The organism is Pseudomonas sp. 15A4 (assembly GCF_016925575.1).
In the GTDB taxonomy this organism is placed as follows: domain Bacteria; phylum Pseudomonadota; class Gammaproteobacteria; order Pseudomonadales; family Pseudomonadaceae; genus Aquipseudomonas.
This window is the reverse complement of sequence record NZ_CP068986.1, coordinates 4,982,225-5,000,135: the sequence shown is the minus strand read 5'-3', so window position 1 is coordinate 5,000,135 and position 17,911 is coordinate 4,982,225. Positions and strand designations below refer to the sequence as shown.

The 17,911-nt window shown below is 61.5% G+C and carries 10 protein-coding genes and 3 pseudogenes; 11 read left to right on the top strand and 2 right to left on the bottom strand.

Going from position 1 to position 17,911, the window contains the following annotated elements; all coding sequences use genetic code 11:
* Positions 1-16: 16 nt before the first annotated feature.
* From JN403_RS22190 to JN403_RS22180, 3 genes are read left to right on the top strand one after another with little or no spacing between them, the layout of a single operon-like run.
* Entirely contained in the window at positions 17-730 is a 714-nt protein-coding gene (locus tag JN403_RS22190) for an endonuclease/exonuclease/phosphatase family protein (protein ID WP_122537857.1), read from the top strand.
* A gap of 23 nt (positions 731-753) precedes the next feature.
* Entirely contained in the window at positions 754-1,986 is a 1,233-nt protein-coding gene (gene clsB / locus JN403_RS22185) for a cardiolipin synthase ClsB (RefSeq protein ID WP_240356739.1), read from the top strand.
* Positions 1,983-2,984 carry a lysylphosphatidylglycerol synthase domain-containing protein gene (locus tag JN403_RS22180; RefSeq protein WP_205484298.1) on the top strand — a complete coding sequence of 334 codons (1,002 nt, stop codon included), beginning with the start codon at positions 1,983-1,985 and terminating at the stop codon, positions 2,982-2,984. Before clsB ends, JN403_RS22180 begins: the two co-directional genes overlap by 4 nt.
* A 630-nt stretch (positions 2,985-3,614) precedes the next feature.
* Here the strand turns inward: JN403_RS22180 and JN403_RS25830 are convergent.
* Together JN403_RS25830 and JN403_RS22165 are read right to left on the bottom strand one after the other, a co-directional pair.
* Positions 3,615-4,927, bottom strand: a pseudogene (locus tag JN403_RS25830) (PAS domain-containing methyl-accepting chemotaxis protein).
* A gap of 170 nt (positions 4,928-5,097) precedes the next feature.
* Positions 5,098-6,024, bottom strand: coding sequence for a MurR/RpiR family transcriptional regulator (locus JN403_RS22165; protein WP_205484294.1), 927 nt, complete (start codon positions 6,022-6,024; stop codon positions 5,098-5,100).
* 246 nt (positions 6,025-6,270) lie between these two features.
* Between JN403_RS22165 and iolC the strand changes: the two genes are divergently transcribed.
* The 8 genes and pseudogenes from iolC (at position 6,271) to JN403_RS22125 (ending at position 17,863) form a co-directional block, all read left to right on the top strand.
* Positions 6,271-8,208, top strand: a complete 1,938-nt coding sequence (gene iolC / locus JN403_RS22160; protein ID WP_205484292.1) for a 5-dehydro-2-deoxygluconokinase — start codon at positions 6,271-6,273, stop codon at positions 8,206-8,208.
* A gap of 60 nt (positions 8,209-8,268) precedes the next feature.
* A pseudogene (gene iolE, locus JN403_RS22155) lies at positions 8,269-9,221 on the top strand (myo-inosose-2 dehydratase).
* Positions 9,222-9,223: 2 nt separating this feature from the next.
* Entirely contained in the window at positions 9,224-10,033 is an 810-nt protein-coding gene (iolB, locus tag JN403_RS22150) for a 5-deoxy-glucuronate isomerase (protein WP_205484290.1), read from the top strand.
* Positions 10,034-10,060: 27 nt separating this feature from the next.
* Positions 10,061-11,560, top strand: coding sequence for a CoA-acylating methylmalonate-semialdehyde dehydrogenase (locus JN403_RS22145; protein WP_205484288.1), 1,500 nt, complete (start codon positions 10,061-10,063; stop codon positions 11,558-11,560).
* Positions 11,561-11,742: 182 nt separating this feature from the next.
* Entirely contained in the window at positions 11,743-13,674 is a 1,932-nt protein-coding gene (gene iolD / locus JN403_RS22140; protein ID WP_205484286.1) for a 3D-(3,5/4)-trihydroxycyclohexane-1,2-dione acylhydrolase (decyclizing), read from the top strand.
* Positions 13,675-13,705: 31 nt separating this feature from the next.
* Positions 13,706-14,725, top strand: a complete 1,020-nt coding sequence (locus JN403_RS22135; protein WP_205484284.1) for a Gfo/Idh/MocA family oxidoreductase — start codon at positions 13,706-13,708, stop codon at positions 14,723-14,725.
* Between the two features lie 559 nt (positions 14,726-15,284).
* Positions 15,285-16,211 (top strand): sugar ABC transporter substrate-binding protein, encoded by a 927-nt coding sequence (locus tag JN403_RS22130; protein WP_205484282.1) that lies wholly within the window; start codon positions 15,285-15,287, stop codon positions 16,209-16,211.
* Between the two features lie 84 nt (positions 16,212-16,295).
* A pseudogene (locus tag JN403_RS22125) lies at positions 16,296-17,863 on the top strand (sugar ABC transporter ATP-binding protein).
* Positions 17,864-17,911 lie beyond the last annotated feature (48 nt).

Below are 17,911 nucleotides of genomic sequence, written 5' to 3'. Positions count from 1 at the left end.
CCTTAACGTGCTGACGATGAACATGCACATGGGCTTCGGTTTCCTCAACAAACGCTTCATCCTCCCGGAGCTGCGCGACGCAGTACGCTCGGTGTCCGCCGATATCGTCTTCCTGCAGGAAGTCCATGGCGAGCATCAGGACCATGCGCAGAACGTGAAGAACTGGCCGACCACCTCGCAGTACGAATTCCTCGCCGACAGCATGTGGAAGGATTTCGCCTACGGCCGCAATGCCGTGTATCCCCATGGCCACCACGGTAATGCGCTGCTGTCCAAGTACCCGATCCTCCGTCATGACAACCTCGACATCTCGATCCACGGCACTGAGGAACGCGGTCTGCTGCATTGCGTGCTGGACGTGCCGCATTTCGGCGAGCTGCACGCAGTGTGCGTGCACCTGGGCCTGAAAGAGGTTCATCGCCAGCAGCAGCTGAAATTGCTCGCCGACTTGGTGGGGCGTCTACCGGCCGATGCGCCGGTGATTGTGGCGGGGGATTTTAACGATTGGCGGCAGAAGGCCGATGACGTGTTGAATCCTGCCGGGCTGCGCGAGGTTTTTGTTGAATCATTTGGCGCGCCGGCGAAAAGCTTCCCGGCGCGCTTTCCGTTGTTGCGCCTGGACCGTATTTACGTGCGCAACGCGCACATCCGGTCGCCCAGGGTGATGTCGAATCGTCCCTGGTCGCACCTTTCCGATCATGCGCCGTTGGCGGTGGAGGTAACGCTTTGAGGGGTATGAGAGCGATGGGCGCCATGTGTGGCCTTTGGCGGGACGGCAACTCGGTGGAGTTGCTGATCAATGGCGAAGACTTCTTCGCTCGGGTGTTCGACGCCATTCGCGGGGCGCGCGAAGAGGTGCTGATCGAGACCTTCATCATCTTCGAAGACCGCGTCGGCGAGGGTTTGCAGCAGGCCGTGATCGAAGCGGCCAGCCGTGGCGTGCGAGTGATTATTACGGTGGACGACTACGGCACCAGCGACCTGAGCACCGCGTTCGTCAGCAAGATGATCGAAGCCGGCGTGCAGATTCAGCTGTTCGACCCGCGCCCTAAACTGATGGGCATGCGCACTAACCTGTTCCGGCGCCTGCACCGCAAGGTGGTGGTCATCGACGGCGAGACGTCGTTCATGGGCGGCATCAACTACAGCGTCGACCACATGGCCGACACCGGCATCACCGCCAAGCAGGACTACGCCGTGCTGGTGCGCGGGCCGATTGTCGCCGACATTTATCGCTCGACCCTGGCCATGCTAGGCCCGGCCGTGCGCAAAACCTTCACGCCGCTCAAGCCGGTGACCCGTCAGGCCGGCAGCGCGCGGATGCTTCTCGCCGAACGCGACAATCGTCATCACACCACCGATATCGAAGAGCAATACCTGCTGGCGATGCGTAATGCGACTCAGCGCATCACCATTGCCAACGCGTACTTCTTCCCCAGCTACCGGTTCTTGCGTGAACTGCGCAACGCAGCCCGTCGCGGGGTGAAGGTCACGCTGATCCTTCAAGGCAAGCCAGACATGCCGTTTGTGCGCGTGTGCTCACGCCTGACCTACACCTGGCTGCTGCGTGAAGGCGTGGTGATCCATGAATACAAACAACGGGCGCTGCACGGCAAGGTCGCATTGATCGACCACGAGTGGTCCACCGTGGGTTCCAGCAACCTCGATCCGCTGAGCCTCGCGCTGAACCTGGAAGCCAATTTGTTCATCCGCGACCACGCCTTGAACCAGCGCTTGCACGAACACTTGCGCGACCTCGCGGTGGCCCACAGCAAACAGGTCAACCTCAAGGGCCTGGCAAAAGGGCAATGGTGGCGTGCGCCGATGATTTTCCTCAGCTTCCACTTCCTGCGGCACTTTCCGGCCATTGCCGGCCTGTTCCCGGTACACGGCCCTCGGCTTAAACCCCTGCGCGCACCGGAAACACTGCCGGAAGCCGCCGCCCTTAAAAACGACCTGCCGACCGATCAGGAGAAATCCTTATGACAGGCGTCTCCCAAGCTTCCACCCACGAGCAGAAACCGACCGAGGCCAGCAAGAATCGTCCGTGGCTGAAGTGGGCCAAACGTGCGTTTACGCTGTTCTTCTTCATCGCCGTGCCGGTCCTGCTGTTCACGCTGATGAAGAACCTCGACTGGAACGAGGTGATGCACGCGCTGGAGTCCTACAAGCTCAGCACCCTGGCGCTGGGCTTCGTCATCGCTGCGGGCAGTTATCTGACGTATTGCTGCTTCGACGTCCTGGCCCGGCGCTACACCGAACACAAATTGGCGGTGAAACAGATCATCCCCCTGACCTTCGTGTGCTACGCCTTCAACCTGAACCTGAGTTCATGGGTCGGCGGCATCGCGCTTCGCTATCGGCTGTATTCGCGGCTGGGCCTGGACGTGCCGACCATCACCCGGATCCTCAGCCTGAGCCTGATCACCAACTGGCTGGGCTACATGCTGCTGGCGGGGTTTGTCTTCGCGGGTGATTTCGTCGACCTCCCGGAAGGCTGGAAGATCGGCGACACCACGCTGCAACTTATCGGCTTCGTCCTGCTGGCGGTCTGCCTGGCGTACTTCCTGGCCTGCCGTTTCTCTAAAAAACGCACCTGGACCCTTCGCAAGCAACAACTCGTCCTGCCCTCACTCAACCAGGCACTGCGCCAAGCCTTGCTGGGCGCGCTGAACTGGGGACTGATGGCGCTGCTCATCTACGTCCTGCTGCCGGAAAAAGCCTTCTACCCGGCGGTGCTCGGGATCCTGCTCATCAGCAGCATCGCCGGCGTCATCGCCCACATCCCCGCCGGGCTCGGTGTGCTTGAGACGGTCTTCATCACATTGATGCAACACCAATTCAGCAAAGGCCAACTGCTCGCTGCGCTGATCGGCTATCGGGTGATCTACTTCCTCATCCCGCTGATGATTGCGCTGGTGGTTTACGTGGTATTGGAAAAGCGCGCGAAGGCCATGCGGCTCAGGAATGAAGGGCAGTTGTGAGTGGGAAGGGTGACGCGGGAGGTCGGGGGCTGATGAATTTGCAGTGAGGCGTCGTAAATAAATCAGTCGCTCAACTCAGTCAAAAAAGTGGTGCCCGGACTGGCCCCTTCCCGGCTAAAGCCAGTCCTACAAAAACACCGCGTTCACTCAGTGGAACCGGTTTCGGGTGACGCGGAGCGTCACGGTATGCATGCCCACGCGGAGCGTGGGCACGATCAGCGAAGATCCTGAAATCGCCAGCGCCTGAACTGGCCCCTTCCCGGCTAAAGCCGGTCCCACTAAAAGCATCCCCTGCGCTCAGTGAGACCGGCTTCAGCCGGGAAGCCTTTGATCTGCTTTTGATCTTCATACACTGATGGTCCAGTCACCGCCAATCGCGACTTGAGTGCAGGCTGAACGCAGGTCTCGCGGAGTGGGCCGAGCGGCATGGATGCCGCGAGAGCTGCCCCCGCCATGGATGGCGGATGGCAGCGGGCCCACGGAGCGAGACCGGAGTGAAGGAACCCTGACGAAGGAAGGGCCAACCCCAGAGCAGGCACTTTTGCTTACTTTTGGTGCTTTTCAAAAGTAAGTCGCCGAAGGCGAAACAGTCTGCCCCCAGGCAGACGCCCTTGATCTTGAGCTTGAAGATCAATCCCGCCCAGCGAACATCCTCACGGCATCCACCGCATCATTCGTCCCCGAACTGATCTGCACAATCGCATCCCCCGCCTGATCCGCCAGACCCACACCCTTCACCGCCGTACTCCGCGTATTGTCCATACTCACAATCGCCTGCCGCGTCTCGGTCTGAATCACCTGAATCATCTCCGAAATCTCCTGCGTCGAACGGCTCGTGCGTCCCGCCAACTGCCGAACCTCATCCGCCACCACCGCAAAGCCACGGCCCTGATCACCGGCCCGGGCCGCCTCGATCGCCGCATTCAACGCCAGCAAATTCGTCTGATCCGCAATACTGCGAATCGTATTCACGATCGCCGTGATCTGCTCCGACCGCTCACCCAACTGACCAATGATCCGCGACGAATCATCGATATTCTGCGAGATCTGACGCATCTCACTGGCCGCCTGCTGAATCACCAGCGTGCCCTGCTCGGCAAACTTCTGCGTCTGCACCGAAATGTGATAAGCCTGCGCAGCGCTGTGGGAATCCTGCTCGTGCTTTTCGATGCGCGCGGTCACGTCCGACGCAAACTTGACCACCTTCCACAGCTTGCCGGCGGCGTCGTACACCGGGTTATAGGACGCTTCCAGCCAGAGCGTCTGGCCGTGCTTGCCGACGCGCTTGAACTGATCGCTGAAAAACTCACCCTTGTTCAACCGACGCCAAAAGTCCTGATACTCGGTGCTTTTGGTGAACTCAGGGGGCAGAGTAACTTGTGGCTTTTACCCAGCAGCTCTTGCCGGCTGTAGCCCAGCAAGCGCAACAGGTTGTCGTTGGCAGCGATGATCGTGCCGTCCAGGTCGAACTCGATGACTGCCATGGCGCGGTCGATGGCCTGCAGCTTATTGTGGGTTTCACTCTCGCCCTGAAGCTTGGTGGTGACGTCCATCGCGTATTTGACCACCCGGGTGACCTTGCCGTCCGAGTCCCTGACCGGGTTGTAATTGGCCTCCAGCCATACGGTGCTGCCATCGCCCGCCATGCGCTGGAACCTCGACGAGACGAATTCGCCATTGCGCAGGCGCGACCACAATTGCGCGTACTCGGGGCTGCGCGCGTGCTCGGGCGTGCAGAACATGCGGTGTTCCTTGCCGATGACCTGCTCGGGCCGGTAGCGCATGGTTTTGAAGAAGTTGTCGTTTGCCTTGAGCACCACACCGTTCAGATCGAATTCGATGCTGGCCATTGAGCGATTGATCGCCTCCAGCAGACTGGCCTGATGGGCGACGGTCAGTTGCAGGTCCTGGATGATTTTGTTCTTGGACGAGTCGAAAAACATAATGGCGGCTCAGGCAAATGGATGAGGAGCGGTCCTATCCATGACCTGGCGAGCGCGAGGCAGCTCAGATGCGTATTCCGTGTGCAGTGCAGCGGATCATCACGCACGTGATGTTAAAAAGCTATACCGAAGTTATACAGCTCGTCGGTTTTGTATAAGGTTGTCTGATGTCAGTCCTCGAACCCCGCCTGCTCGGAGATCTCGTCCACTTTCAGCTCTAGGCGATAAGCCACGGCAATGAACAGTGCCTGACACAAACACAGCGTGGCGCTGAGGGAGCGAAACGCAAATGAACTGCCTTCGTTGACCAGCAGCACCGCATTGGCGCGCTTGGCCAGGGGCGACAGATTGCTGTCAGTAATGATCAACGTCTTGGCCTGATGATGCTGGGCGATGCGCAGACAGTGCTGGGTTTCCTTGCCGTAGGGCGTGAAGCTGATGGCGATCACCAGATCGTTGGCGCGTACGCTGCGCATCTGTTCCCGATAACTGCCGCCGAGCCCGGAAATCAGATGGATGCGCTTGTTGGTGTGTTGCAGGTTGTAGACCAGATAGTCGGCGACGGCGAACGAACGTCGCACCCCGACCACGTAGATATTGTCGGCGTTGACCACCAGGTCCACGGCGTTCTCGAAGGCCTCGTCGTCCAGTTCCAGCGCCAGCCGCTCCAGCCCCGACAGGGTGGCGTTCACGCATTCGCGGGCCAGGTCGCCTGCGCTGGCCTTCTGGGATTTGTTGGCGATCATGCTGCGAATGCGTTGCTGGTAGTTCTGCACCGGCGTGGCTTTGTGGGTGTAGGCCTCGCGGAACAGCGCCTGCATTTCGCTGAAGCCGCTGAAGCCGAAGCGCTGGGAAAACCTCACGATGGCGGAAGGATGCACTTCGCATTCCCGGGCGATGTCGCTGATGCGGTCGACCATGATCCGGTCGCTCTGCTGACTCATGTAGCTGGCAATGCGCTTGAGCTGGCGCGGCAGGCTTTCGTATTCGGCCGTGATCAACTTGAGCAGTGCATCGGCGGTCTCCGGCGCGGCGGTAACGGCCGTTGCACCGTCGGCTCCGGTATCGGGCGAGCCTGGCTGATCAAGGCTGGACATAAATGCGAATCCTTTGGCGGGGTGTTGCGTTGTGGAGTGTTCGGGACGACAGGCAGGCAGTTTTGCAGGCTGCGACCCGCATTGCAAAGTGGAATAAATATTCCACATGAAAATAATTTAGAAAAATTCATTGATCAAGCCTCGGCGGCGTTCTAGTCTGCACCCACGAACTCGCTTGCAGGCACCTCGCTTTCAAGCGGGTCCATGAGCAATCAAATCAATAACAATAAAAGAAGAGGGGCCGGCATGGGCCAGACTCGTTTTGCCACTGGGCGTCAGCTGGACGTGATTTGTCTCGGGCGCCTTGGCGTCGATCTCTACGCGCAGCAGATCGGCGCGCGCCTGGAGGACGTGAGCAGTTTCGCCAAATACCTCGGCGGCTCCTCCGCCAACATCGCGTTCGGCACCGCACGGCTGGGCGTGAAGTCGGCCATGCTGACCCGCGTCGGCGACGATCACATGGGCCGGTTCCTGGTGGAATCCCTGGCGCGGGAGGGCTGCGACGTCAGCGGTATCAAAGTCGACAGTGAACGCCTGACCGCCATGGTCCTGCTCGGCATCAAGGACCGCGAAACCTTTCCGCTGGTGTTCTACCGCGAGAACTGCGCCGACATGGCGCTGCAACCCGAAGACATCCACGAAGCGCAGATCGCCTCCAGCAAGGCGCTGCTGATCACCGGCACGCATTTCTCCACCGATCAGGTGTTCCGCGCCAGCAGTCAGGCGCTGGACTACGCCGAAAAACACAACGTCAAACGTGTCCTCGATATCGATTACCGCCCGGTGCTCTGGGGGCTGGCCGGCAAAGCTGACGGCGAGACGCGCTTCGTCGCCAACGACACCGTTAGCCAGCACGTGCAGCGCATCCTGCCGCGCTTCGACCTGATCGTCGGCACCGAAGAAGAATTCCTCATCGCCGGCGGCTCGACCGATTTGCTCAGTGCCTTGCGCCGGGTCCGCGAGCTCAGTGCCGCGACCCTGGTGGTGAAGCTCGGGCCCCAAGGCTGCACGGTGATTCACGGGGCGATACCGGAGAAGCTGGAAGACGGCGCAATTTACCCCGGCGTGCGCGTGGAAGTCCTCAATGTGCTGGGCGCGGGCGACGCGTTCATGTCCGGCTTCCTCAAGGGCTGGCTTAACGACGAGAGCGACGAGCGCTGCTGCCAGTTGGCGAATGCCTGCGGTGGTCTGGTGGTATCGCGCCATGCCTGCGCGCCGGCCATGCCCACGCTGGTCGAGCTGGAATACCTGTTCAACAGCCCGGTGCCGATTACCCGACCCGATCAGGACGCGGTGCTGCAGCGACTGCACCGCGTCAGCGTGCCCCGTCGGGAATGGCAGCCGCTGTTTATCTTCGCCTTCGATCACCGGGGGCAATTGGTAGAACTGGCGCAAAAGGCCGGGCGCGATCCGGCCTGCATCGGCCAGCTCAAGCAGTTGTTCGTTCAGGCGGTCGCCCGGGTCGAGGCCGATTTGCACAAGCGCGGCATTGCCGCTGATGTTGGGGTGCTGGCGGATCAGCGCTTTGGTCAGGATTCGCTGAATGCCGCCAGCGGCCGCGGCTGGTGGGTGGCCCGGCCGGTGGAAGTGCAAGGCTCGCGGCCGCTGGCATTCGAGCATGGGCGTTCGGTGGGCAGCACGTTACTGGCCTGGCCTCAGGAACAGATCATCAAGTGCCTGGTGCAATATCACCCGGACGACGAGCCGATGCTGCGGCTGGAGCAGGAAGCGCAGTTGTTGGGGCTGTATCAGGCGGCGCTGGCCAGCGGTCACGAACTGCTGCTGGAGGTTATCCCGCCCAAGGATCATCCTTCGACTCATCCGGACGTCATCCTTCGTTCTCTCAAGCGCCTCTACAACCTCGGCATTTACCCGGCATGGTGGAAAATCGAGTCGCAGCCCGCCGAAGTCTGGGAACAGCTCGACGCGCTGATTCACGAGCGCGATCCGTACTGCCGGGGCGTGGTGTTACTGGGGCTGAACGCGCCTGCCGAAACCCTCGCGGCCGGTTTTCGTCAGGCGGCGAAAAGCACCACCTGCCGTGGGTTTGCCGTAGGCCGGACGATTTTTCACGAACCGAGCCGAGCCTGGCTGGAGGGCGAAATCGATGACGCGGACCTGATCACGCGGGTGCAGAGCAATTTCGTGTTCCTGATCGAGTCCTGGCGCGACGCCCGGGCTTGAAGTCAGAACCTGAGGACTGTGCGTTCAGTTGAACGTGATAACAACAATAAAGGTGCAGCCATGCCCGCTTCTGCAATCCGAATTGGCATCAACCCGATTTCCTGGAGCAACGATGACCTGCCGGCCCTCGGCGGCGAAACGCCTCTGAGCACTGCGCTCAGTGAGGGCAAGGAGATTGGCTACGAGGGCTTCGAGCTCAACGGCAAATTCCCGAAGACCGCTCAAGGCGTGGCCGATGTGTTGCGCCCGTATGACCTGGCGCTGGTGTCAGGCTGGTATTCCGGTCGACTGGCCAGCCGTTCGGCGGCCGAGGAAGTCGACGCCATCGCCAGTCACGTCGAACTGCTTAAACACAACGGAGCCTCGGTGCTGGTCTATGGCGAAGTGGCCGATTCCATTCAGGGCCAGCGTATCCGGCTGGTCGAGCGGCCGCGCTTCCAAACCGCCAGCGCCTGGCAGGCCTACGCCGACAAACTTACCGAACTGGCCCGATTTACCTTGTCTCAGGGCGTGCGTCTGGCCTATCACCACCACATGGGGGCGTACGTGGAATCGCCGCAGGACATCGACACGCTGATGGCGCTGACTGGCGATGAAGTCGGCCTGCTGTTCGATTCCGGTCACTGCTACATGGGGGCGGCGAGCCGCTTCAAGTGCTGAGCAAACACATTGAGCGCGTCTGCCATGTGCATTTCAAGGACGTGCGCAAGCCGGTGGTGCAGTTGGCGCGCAACAACTTGTGGAGCTTTCCGGACTGCATCGTCAACGGCACCTTCACCGTGCCCGGCGATGGCGACATCGACTTCGCCGCGCTGCTGGACGTGTTGATGCAGGCCGGTTACCAGGGCTGGCTGGTGGTCGAGGCGGAACAGGACCCGGCCGTCGCGCCGAGTTATGCCTACGCGAAGAAGGGCTGCGAAACCCTGCGCACGCTGCTGGCCGCCGCGCAGGTGAACAGCGTGGCTGACCAACAGAACGCACTTCAACATCCCCTTGAACAGAGGAGCCTGTGAACATGAATCTTTTGGTCAAGAGCAAGCCGGAAGGGCGCGACGTGGTAGCGCTGGCCGACGGCGTGCTGACGTACGTCGGGTTCTCCGCCCACCGATTGAGCGTCGGCGAACGGCTGCCGGTGAGTACGGGCGACAAGGAAATCTGCCTAGTGCTGCTCAGCGGCCGCATCAGCGTCAGCGGCGAGGCGCCGGGGCAGGGCAGTTTCAGCTGGGAAAACCTCGGCGATCGGCAATCCGTGTTCGAGGACAAATCGCCCTTTGCGGTGTATCTGCCGCCGGGCAGTCAGGCCGAAGTCACGGCGCTGAGCGCGGTGCAGATTGCCGTGTGCGCCGCGCCCGGTGATGCGTCCAAAGACCTGCCGGCGCGCGTCATCACTCCCAACACGATGAAACGCAGCGTGCGTGGCCGGGCCGCCAACACCCGTTACGTCTGCGACATCCTTCCCGATTCCGAACCGGCGCATTCACTGCTGGTGGTGGAGGTGCGCACGCCCTCGGGCCACTCGTCGAGCTACCCGCCGCACAAGCACGACACAGATGATTTACCCCACCAGAGCTTTCTCGAAGAAACCTATTACCATCAGGTCAACCCGCCCCAGGGCTATGTATTCCAGCGCGTGTACACCGACGATCGCAGCATCGATCAGGCCATGGCCGTGGAGAACAATGACCTGGTCACGGTGCCCAAGGGCTATCACCCGGTCAGCGTGCCGTACGGCTACGAGTCCTATTATTTGAACGTGATGGCCGGGCCGAAGCGCGCCTGGCAATTCCATAACGATCCGCAACACAGTTGGCTGCTCGACTTGTAATTTCCCGCTTATTTTAAGGAGCCCGCAATGAGCACTGCCCCAATCATCGGCCACTACATCAACGGCCAGATTCACGACAGCGCCGAGCGTTTCAGTGATGTGTTCAATCCGGCCACTGGCGCCGTGCAGGCGCGGGTGGCGCTGGCGGAGCTGAAGACCGTTGATGAAGCCGTCGCCGCGGCCCAGGCGGCGTTTCCCGCGTGGGCGGATCAGTCGTCCCTGCGGCGTGCGCGGGTCATGTTCAAATTCAAGGAATTGCTCGACCAGCACCATGACGAGCTGGCCGCCATCATCTGCCGCGAGCACGGCAAGGTGTTTTCCGATGCCAAGGGCGAAGTGGTGCGTGGCATCGAGATCGTCGAGTTCGCCTGTGGCGCGCCGAGCCTGCTGAAAAGCGACTACAGCGACAACATCGGTGGCGGCATCGACAACTGGAACCTGCGTCAGCCACTGGGTGTTTGCGCCGGCGTCACGCCGTTCAACTTCCCGGTGATGGTGCCGCTGTGGATGATCCCCATGGCGCTGGTCACCGGCAACTGCTTCATCCTCAAACCGTCCGAGCGTGACCCGTCGGCGAGCCTGCTGATGGCGCAATTGCTGAAACAGGCGGGCCTGCCGGATGGTGTGTTCAACGTGGTGCAGGGCGACAAGGTGGCCGTGGACGCGCTGTTGCAACACAAGGGCATCGAGGCCATTTCGTTTGTCGGCTCCACGCCCATTGCCGAATACATTCATCAACAGGGCACAGCTCACGGCAAGCGGGTGCAGGCCCTCGGCGGTGCGAAAAACCACATGATCGTCATGCCCGATGCCGATCTGGATCAGGCCGCCGACGCATTGATCGGCGCAGCCTACGGTTCGGCGGGCGAGCGCTGCATGGCGATATCCATCGCCGTGGTGGTGGGGGACGTGGGGCACAAACTCATCGACAAACTGCTGCCGCGCATTGATGCGCTCAAGGTCGGCAACGGCATGAACGCCGATTCGGACATGGGCCCGCTGGTCACGGCGGTGCACAAGGCCAAGGTCGAGGGCTACATCGCTCAGGGCGTGCAGGAAGGCGCGAAGCTGATCGTCGACGGGCGCAACTTCACCGTGCCGGGCGCGGAGCAGGGCTTCTTCGTCGGCGCCACGCTGTTCGATGACGTGACCCCGGAGATGACTATTTATAAGGAAGAAATATTCGGGCCGGTGCTGGGCATCGTCCACGTGCCTGATTTCGCTTCGGCGGTGGAGCTGATCAACGCCCACGAATTCGGCAACGGCGTGTCGTGCTTCACCAGCGACGGCGGCATCGCCCGGGCGTTCGCGCGCAACATCAAGGTCGGCATGGTGGGCATCAACGTGCCGATCCCGGTGCCGATGGCCTGGCATTCGTTTGGCGGCTGGAAGCGCTCACTGTTCGGCGATCACCATGCCTACGGCGAAGAAGGCCTGCGCTTTTACAGCCGCTACAAGAGCGTCATGCAGCGCTGGCCGGACAGCATCGCCAAGGGTGCGGAATTCAGCATGCCGACGGCGAAGTAAGGAATTTGCGCTGGCCGTCTGTCGTAGGTGGTCAATGTGGGAGCGAGATTGCTCGCGAAGGGGCTCGGACATTCGCTAAATCTTCAGCGGCTGGAATGCCGTCTTCGCGAGCAAGCTCACTCCTACAGGGGATCGCGGTAAGCAGACGAAGCAATCACCTCTAATAACAACAAGGTGCAAGCATGACCACGACTCGATTGACCATGGCCCAGGCCCTGGTGAAGTTTCTCGATAACCAGTACGTCGAGGTCGACGGCGTGCAGAGCAAGTTCGTCGCCGGGGTGTTCACCATTTTTGGTCACGGCAACGTCCTTGGCCTGGGCCAAGCGCTGGAGCAAGACAGCGGCGACCTCATCGTGCATCAAGGGCGCAACGAACAGGGCATGTGCCACGCCGCCATGGGTTTTGCCAAGCAACACCTGCGGCGCAAGATCTACGCCTGCAGCTCGTCGGTCGGCCCCGGCGCCGCCAACATGATCACCGCCGCGGCCACCGCGTCGGCCAACCGCATTCCGCTGCTGTTGCTGCCCGGCGATGTCTACGCCAGTCGCCAGCCCGATCCGGTGCTGCAACAGATCGAGCAGTTCCACGACCTCAGCATCAGCACCAACGACGCCTTCAAGGCCGTGAGCAAATACTGGGACCGCATCAATCGCCCTGAGCAACTGATGAGCGCGGCCCTCAACGCCATGCGCGTGCTCACCGACCCTGCCGAAACCGGCGCGGTCACCCTGGCGCTGCCCCAGGACGTGCAGGCCGAAGCCTACGACTACCCGGATTCCTTCCTGCAAAAACGCGTGCACCGCATCGACCGCCGTCCGCCCACCGAAGCCATGCTAAATGACGCCGTTGCGCTGCTGAAGGGCAAACGCAAACCGCTGCTGATCTGCGGTGGCGGCGTGCGCTATTCCGGCGCGGCCGCCGAGTTGCAGGCGTTTGCCGAGCGCTTCGGCATTCCGTTCAGCGAAACCCAGGCGGGCAAGAGCGCCATCGTCTCCGCCCATCCACTGAACATGGGCGGTATCGGCGAGACCGGCAGCCTGGCGGCGAATACCCTGGCGCGAGAGGCAGACCTGATCATTGGCGTCGGCACCCGTTACAGCGACTTCACCACCGGCTCCAAATCCCTGTTTCAGAACCCTGGCGTGCAGTTTCTCAACCTCAACGTCGGCGCCTTCGATGTGCAGAAGCTCGATGGCGTGCAGGTGCTGGCCGATGCGCGCCTGGCGCTGCAGTCGTTGGCGAGTCAGTTGGGCGACTATCGCGCGCAGTGGGGCGAGCAGCCGCGAGAGGCGAGGGCCGCCCTGGACGCGGAAGTGGATCGGCTGTACGCCGTGGAATACCAGACCGAGAATTTCGAGCCGGAAGTCAGCGGCCACCTTGACCCGCAGGTGCTACGCGACTTCATCGAGATGACCGGTTCGTGCCTGACCCAGAGCCGGGTGCTGGGTGTGCTCAATCAGCAATTGCCAGCGGACGCGGTGATCGTCGCGGCGGCCGGCAGTCTGCCCGGTGATTTGCAGCGGGCCTGGCGCAGCACCAGTGTCGACAGTTATCACGTCGAGTACGGCTATTCCTGCATGGGCTACGAGGTCAACGCCGCGTTGGGCGTGAAAATGGCGGCGCCGGAACGTGAGGTGTACGCGCTGGTCGGCGACGGTTCCTACATGATGCTGCACTCGGAGCTGGCCACGTCGATTCAGGAACGGCGCAAGATCAACGTGGTGCTGCTCGACAATATGGCCTTCGGCTGCATCAACAATTTGCAGATGGGCAACGGCATGGGCAGTTTCGGCACCGAGTTCAGGTATCGCAATCCCGAGACCGGTCAGCTGGATGGCGATTTTGTGCCGGTGGATTTCGCCATGAGTGCCGAGGCCTATGGCTGCAAGACGTACAAAGTCAGCAACGCCCGGGAGCTGGAAGCGGCACTGGCCGATGCCCGCACGCAGACGGTTTCCACCCTGATCGACATCAAGGTGCTGCCGAAAACCATGATCCACGGCTACCTGTCGTGGTGGCGCGTGGGCGTAGCGCAGGTATCGACCACGGGCACGACCGCCGAAGCGTACGAGCGACAAAAAACGGCGTTGGCCAAGGCCCGTCAGTATTGAACAGGCTCCAGCAGGAACAGGAATTCCACCCATGAAAATCGGACTCATCGGCTACGGCAAAGGCGGGCGCTACTTTCACGCGCCGCTGATTGCCAGCCAGCCCGGCGTGACCTTTGCCGGCGTGGTCACCCGTTCGCCGGAACGCCGCCAAGACCTGCGCAACGACTACCCCAAGGTCCCGTCCTTCGACAGCCTGGCCGATCTGATCGCCGCCGGTGTCGATGCGGTGGTGATCTCGACGCCGCTGGCCGCCCGGCGTGCATTGATCCTCGAGGCCATTGAACTCGGCGTCCCCGTGGTCAGCGACAAGCCCTTCGCGCCGGATGCCCAGGCGGCACAGGAACTGGTGGACGCCGCCGAACGCCGAGGCGTGCTGTTGGGCGTGTACCAGAATCGTCGCTGGGACTCCGACTTCCTCACCGTGCGCAAGCTGATCGACCAGGGCATTCTCGGCGACATCAGCCGCTTCGAGTCCCGTGTCGAACGCTATTCGCCCACCTCGGTTGGCAAGGAAAGCGGCGGCGGCATTCTCCGCGATCTCGGCAGCCATCTGGTGGACCAGGCGCTGCTGTTGTTCGGGCCGGTGAAGCGGGTGTATGCCGAGCTTGAGTTTGCGACGCCTGAGCAAAAGATCGATCACGGCTTCTTTATTTCCCTGACCCATGCCAATGGCGTGGTGTCGCACCTCTGGGGCAACTGCCTGCAAAACGCCCAGGGCCCGCGATTTCGGGTCAATGGTTCACGGGGCTGCTATACCGTGGAGGGCCTTGACGGCCAGGAAGCTGCTGCGCTGGCCGGGTTGTCTCCCCGATCCGAAGGCGAACGCTGGGGCGTGGAAGAACACCGACGCTGGGGCTGGTTCGAGCAGGGCGAGCACCGCGAGCGGGTCCCGTCGGAGCGTGGCTGCTGGACCGAGTTCTACCGGCAGTTGCAAGACGCGGTGATGAATCAGGGGCGTAATCCTGTGGATGCCAACGATGCGGTGGCCTCGGCCAGGGTGCTGGATGCCGCGAGAATCAGCGCGATGGAGGGCAGGGTGGTGGTGCTGTGAAAAGCACACGCAGATGCCCTGTGACGCACTGCGCTGCACCCACCAATAGTCCGAACGTGGCGCATCAAAACGAAAATAGAAATTAATTCTAAAAGCTGTTGAAGTAGAAATTATTTTCCAATAGAGTCCTTTCCAGGTTGCCGATTCTCGCCGTCAGCGCCTGAGGTCGGGTCTTCCGGCAGCAGGCCGAACGAGCGACACAAAAACAAGAAAGCCAATCGCAGACAGGTACCGCCGATGAACATCTTCAGATCAGCCGCCAAGGCTTGCCGTCCCTTCTTACTCGCGCTTCCCGCCCTCCGCCGCGCTGTTTCCCACGCAGCTTCCCGCACGCTGGTCAACGCTGCCCCCGCGTTCGAATCCGCCCTCGAATCCGCCCTCGAAACCATCGCCCGCGTGCTCTACGTTCAAAGCCGCGGCGTTGTGGTGTGCGGGGCATCGGGCGGGTCGGTCGCGCACCTTGCAGACACGGCGCCAACCGCTCCGCGCTAAGTCTCAGCACCTCCAGCAGTCGTCAGCCCTGCCATTACAACAACAAGAATCTGGAGAAAGACCGTTCATGAATACCCCACTGCGTTTCACCTCACTCGCCCTGGCCCTGATGCTGAGCAGCGGCGCCGCCCTGGCCGCCGACCTGAAGATCGGCGTGTCCATGTCGCAGTTCGATGACACCTACCTGACCTACATGCGCGAGGACATGGACAAGAGAGTCAAAGCCATGGGCGGCGTCGATCTGCAGTTCGTCGATGGCCGCAACGACGTGAACAAACAGCTCGATCAGGTGCAAGAGCTGATTGGCAAGAAGGTCGACGCACTGATCGTCAACCCCGTCGACACCGAAGCCACCGTAAAAATCACCAAGGCCGCCACAGATGCCGGCATTCCGCTGGTCTACGTCAACCGCCGGCCGGACGATCCGAAGCTGCCCGCAGGCGTCGCCTCTGTGACCTCCGACGACAAAGAAGCCGGTCGCATGCAGATGGAGTATCTGGCCAAGAAAATGGACGGCAAAGGCAATGTCGTCATCTTGCTCGGTGAGCTGGCGAACAATTCGACACGCGACCGCACCGCAGGGGTCAAGGAAGTCCTGAAAAACTACCCCAATATCAAGGTGACCCAGGAGCAGACCGGCGCCTGGCAGCGGCAGAAAGGCATGGACGTCACCAATGACTGGCTGACCCAGGGCCGCGACTTCAAGGCGGTCATCTCCAACAACGACGAAATGGCCATCGGTGCGGCCATGGCCCTGAAGCAGGCCGGCAAGAAAGGTGAGGTGTTTGTGGCCGGTGTCGACGGTACGCCGGACGGCCTGAGCGCGGTCAAGAAAGGCGACCTCTCGGTCTCGGTGTTCCAGGACGCCAAGGGACAGGGTGAGGGCGCGATTGATGCGGCCGTGAAACTGGCGAAGAAGGAAACGCTGCCCGAACAGGCCATCGTGATTCCCTTCAAGCTGATCACGCCGGACAACGTCAACACCTTCAAATAACCGCTCATCTCACAACGACTGACACGCGGCAGAGCATCCCCCTCCGTGCTGCTGCCGCCCCTGTCACTCGAGGAGCCTGTGACCATGTTCGCTTCCGCTTCCGCAATGTCTTCGGCTTCGACCAACCCCCCGGTTCCGGGACGGCGGACGACGTCGAGCACCCTTATCTGCTGGAAATCACCAACATCAGCAAGGGCTTCCCCGGGGTCGTGGCACTGGACAACGTGCAACTGCGCGTGCGGCCCGGCAGCGTGCTGGCGCTGATGGGCGAGAACGGCGCGGGCAAGTCCACGCTGATGAAGATCATCGCCGGCATCTACCAGCCCGACACCGGCGAAATCCGCCTGCGCGGCAAACCGGTGGTGTTCCAGTCGCCACTGGCGGCGCTGCAATCGGGCATCGCGATGATCCATCAGGAACTCAACCTGATGCCGCACATGAGCATCGCCGAGAACATCTGGATCGGCCGTGAGCAGCTCAACGGCCTGCACATGGTCGACCACCGCGCGATGCACCGCTGCACGGCGGAACTGCTCGAACGCCTGCGCATCAACCTCGATCCGGAAGAAATGGTCGGCAACCTGAGCATCGCCGAACGGCAGATGGTCGAGATCGCCAAGGCCGTTTCCTACGACTCCGACGTCTTGATCATGGACGAGCCGACGTCCGCTATCACTGAGACAGAGGTGGCCCACCTGTTTTCGATCATTGCCGACCTGCGCGCCCAGGGTAAGGGCATCATCTATATCACCCACAAGATGAACGAAGTGTTCGCCATCGCCGACGAAGTGGCGGTGTTCCGCGACGGCGCCTATATCGGCCTGCAGCGAGCCGACAGCATGAACGGCGACGGCCTGATTTCGATGATGGTTGGCCGTGAACTGACTCAACTGTTTCCCGAACGCGACCAGCCCTTGGGCAAGTTGCTGCTGTCGGTTCGCGACCTGTCGCTCGACGGCGTGTTCGAAGGCGTATCGTTCGACCTCCACGCTGGCGAAGTGCTGGGCATCGCGGGCCTCATGGGCTCGGGGCGCACCAACGTCGCCGAAACGCTCTTCGGCATCACCCCGAGTACGCGCGGGGAAATTCTCCTCGACGGGACGCCAATCCGCGTCAGCGACCCGCACTTCGCCATCGAGAGAGGCTTTGCGCTGCTCACCGAAGACCGCAAGCTCAGCGGCTTGTTTCCGTGCCTGTCGGTGCTGGAAAACATGGAAATGGCGGTGCTGCCCCATTACGTGGGCAACGGCTTTGTCCATCAGAAAGCCCTGCGCGTGCTGTGCGAAGACATGTGCAAAAAACTGCGGGTGAAGACGCCGTCCCTGGAGCATTGCATCGATACGCTGTCCGGCGGCAATCAGCAGAAGGCGTTGCTGGCGCGCTGGCTGATGACCAACCCGCGGGTGCTGATTCTCGATGAGCCGACCCGTGGCATCGACGTCGGCGCCAAGGCGGAGATCTACCGGCTGATTTCCCTGCTCGCCAGCGAAGGCATGGCGGTGATCATGATTTCTTCCGAACTGCCGGAAGTGCTGGGCATGAGCGACCGGGTCATGGTTATGCACGAAGGCGAAATGATGGGCACCCTCGACCGCGCCGAGGCCACTCAGGAGCGGGTCATGCACCTGGCGTCCGGAAACCCTGTTCACTGAATTTCGGGCTGTTGAAGCTCCAATTCGAGCACTGCGCCAGGACCCAGT

Excerpts from the sequence above, each read along its gene's own strand:
- JN403_RS22190 (WP_122537857.1), top strand. The coding sequence starts at position 17 with ATGAACATGCACATGGGCTTCGGTTTCCTCAACAAACGCTTCATCCTC.
- clsB (WP_240356739.1), top strand. The coding sequence starts at position 754 with ATGTGTGGCCTTTGGCGGGACGGCAACTCGGTGGAGTTGCTGATCAAT.
- JN403_RS22180 (WP_205484298.1), top strand. The coding sequence starts at position 1,983 with ATGACAGGCGTCTCCCAAGCTTCCACCCACGAGCAGAAACCGACCGAG.
- JN403_RS22165 (WP_205484294.1), bottom strand. The coding sequence starts at position 6,024 with ATGTCCAGCCTTGATCAGCCAGGCTCGCCCGATACCGGAGCCGACGGT.
- iolC (WP_205484292.1), top strand. The coding sequence starts at position 6,271 with ATGGGCCAGACTCGTTTTGCCACTGGGCGTCAGCTGGACGTGATTTGT.
- iolB (WP_205484290.1), top strand. The coding sequence starts at position 9,224 with ATGAATCTTTTGGTCAAGAGCAAGCCGGAAGGGCGCGACGTGGTAGCG.
- JN403_RS22145 (WP_205484288.1), top strand. The coding sequence starts at position 10,061 with ATGAGCACTGCCCCAATCATCGGCCACTACATCAACGGCCAGATTCAC.
- iolD (WP_205484286.1), top strand. The coding sequence starts at position 11,743 with ATGACCACGACTCGATTGACCATGGCCCAGGCCCTGGTGAAGTTTCTC.
- JN403_RS22135 (WP_205484284.1), top strand. The coding sequence starts at position 13,706 with ATGAAAATCGGACTCATCGGCTACGGCAAAGGCGGGCGCTACTTTCAC.
- JN403_RS22130 (WP_205484282.1), top strand. The coding sequence starts at position 15,285 with ATGAATACCCCACTGCGTTTCACCTCACTCGCCCTGGCCCTGATGCTG.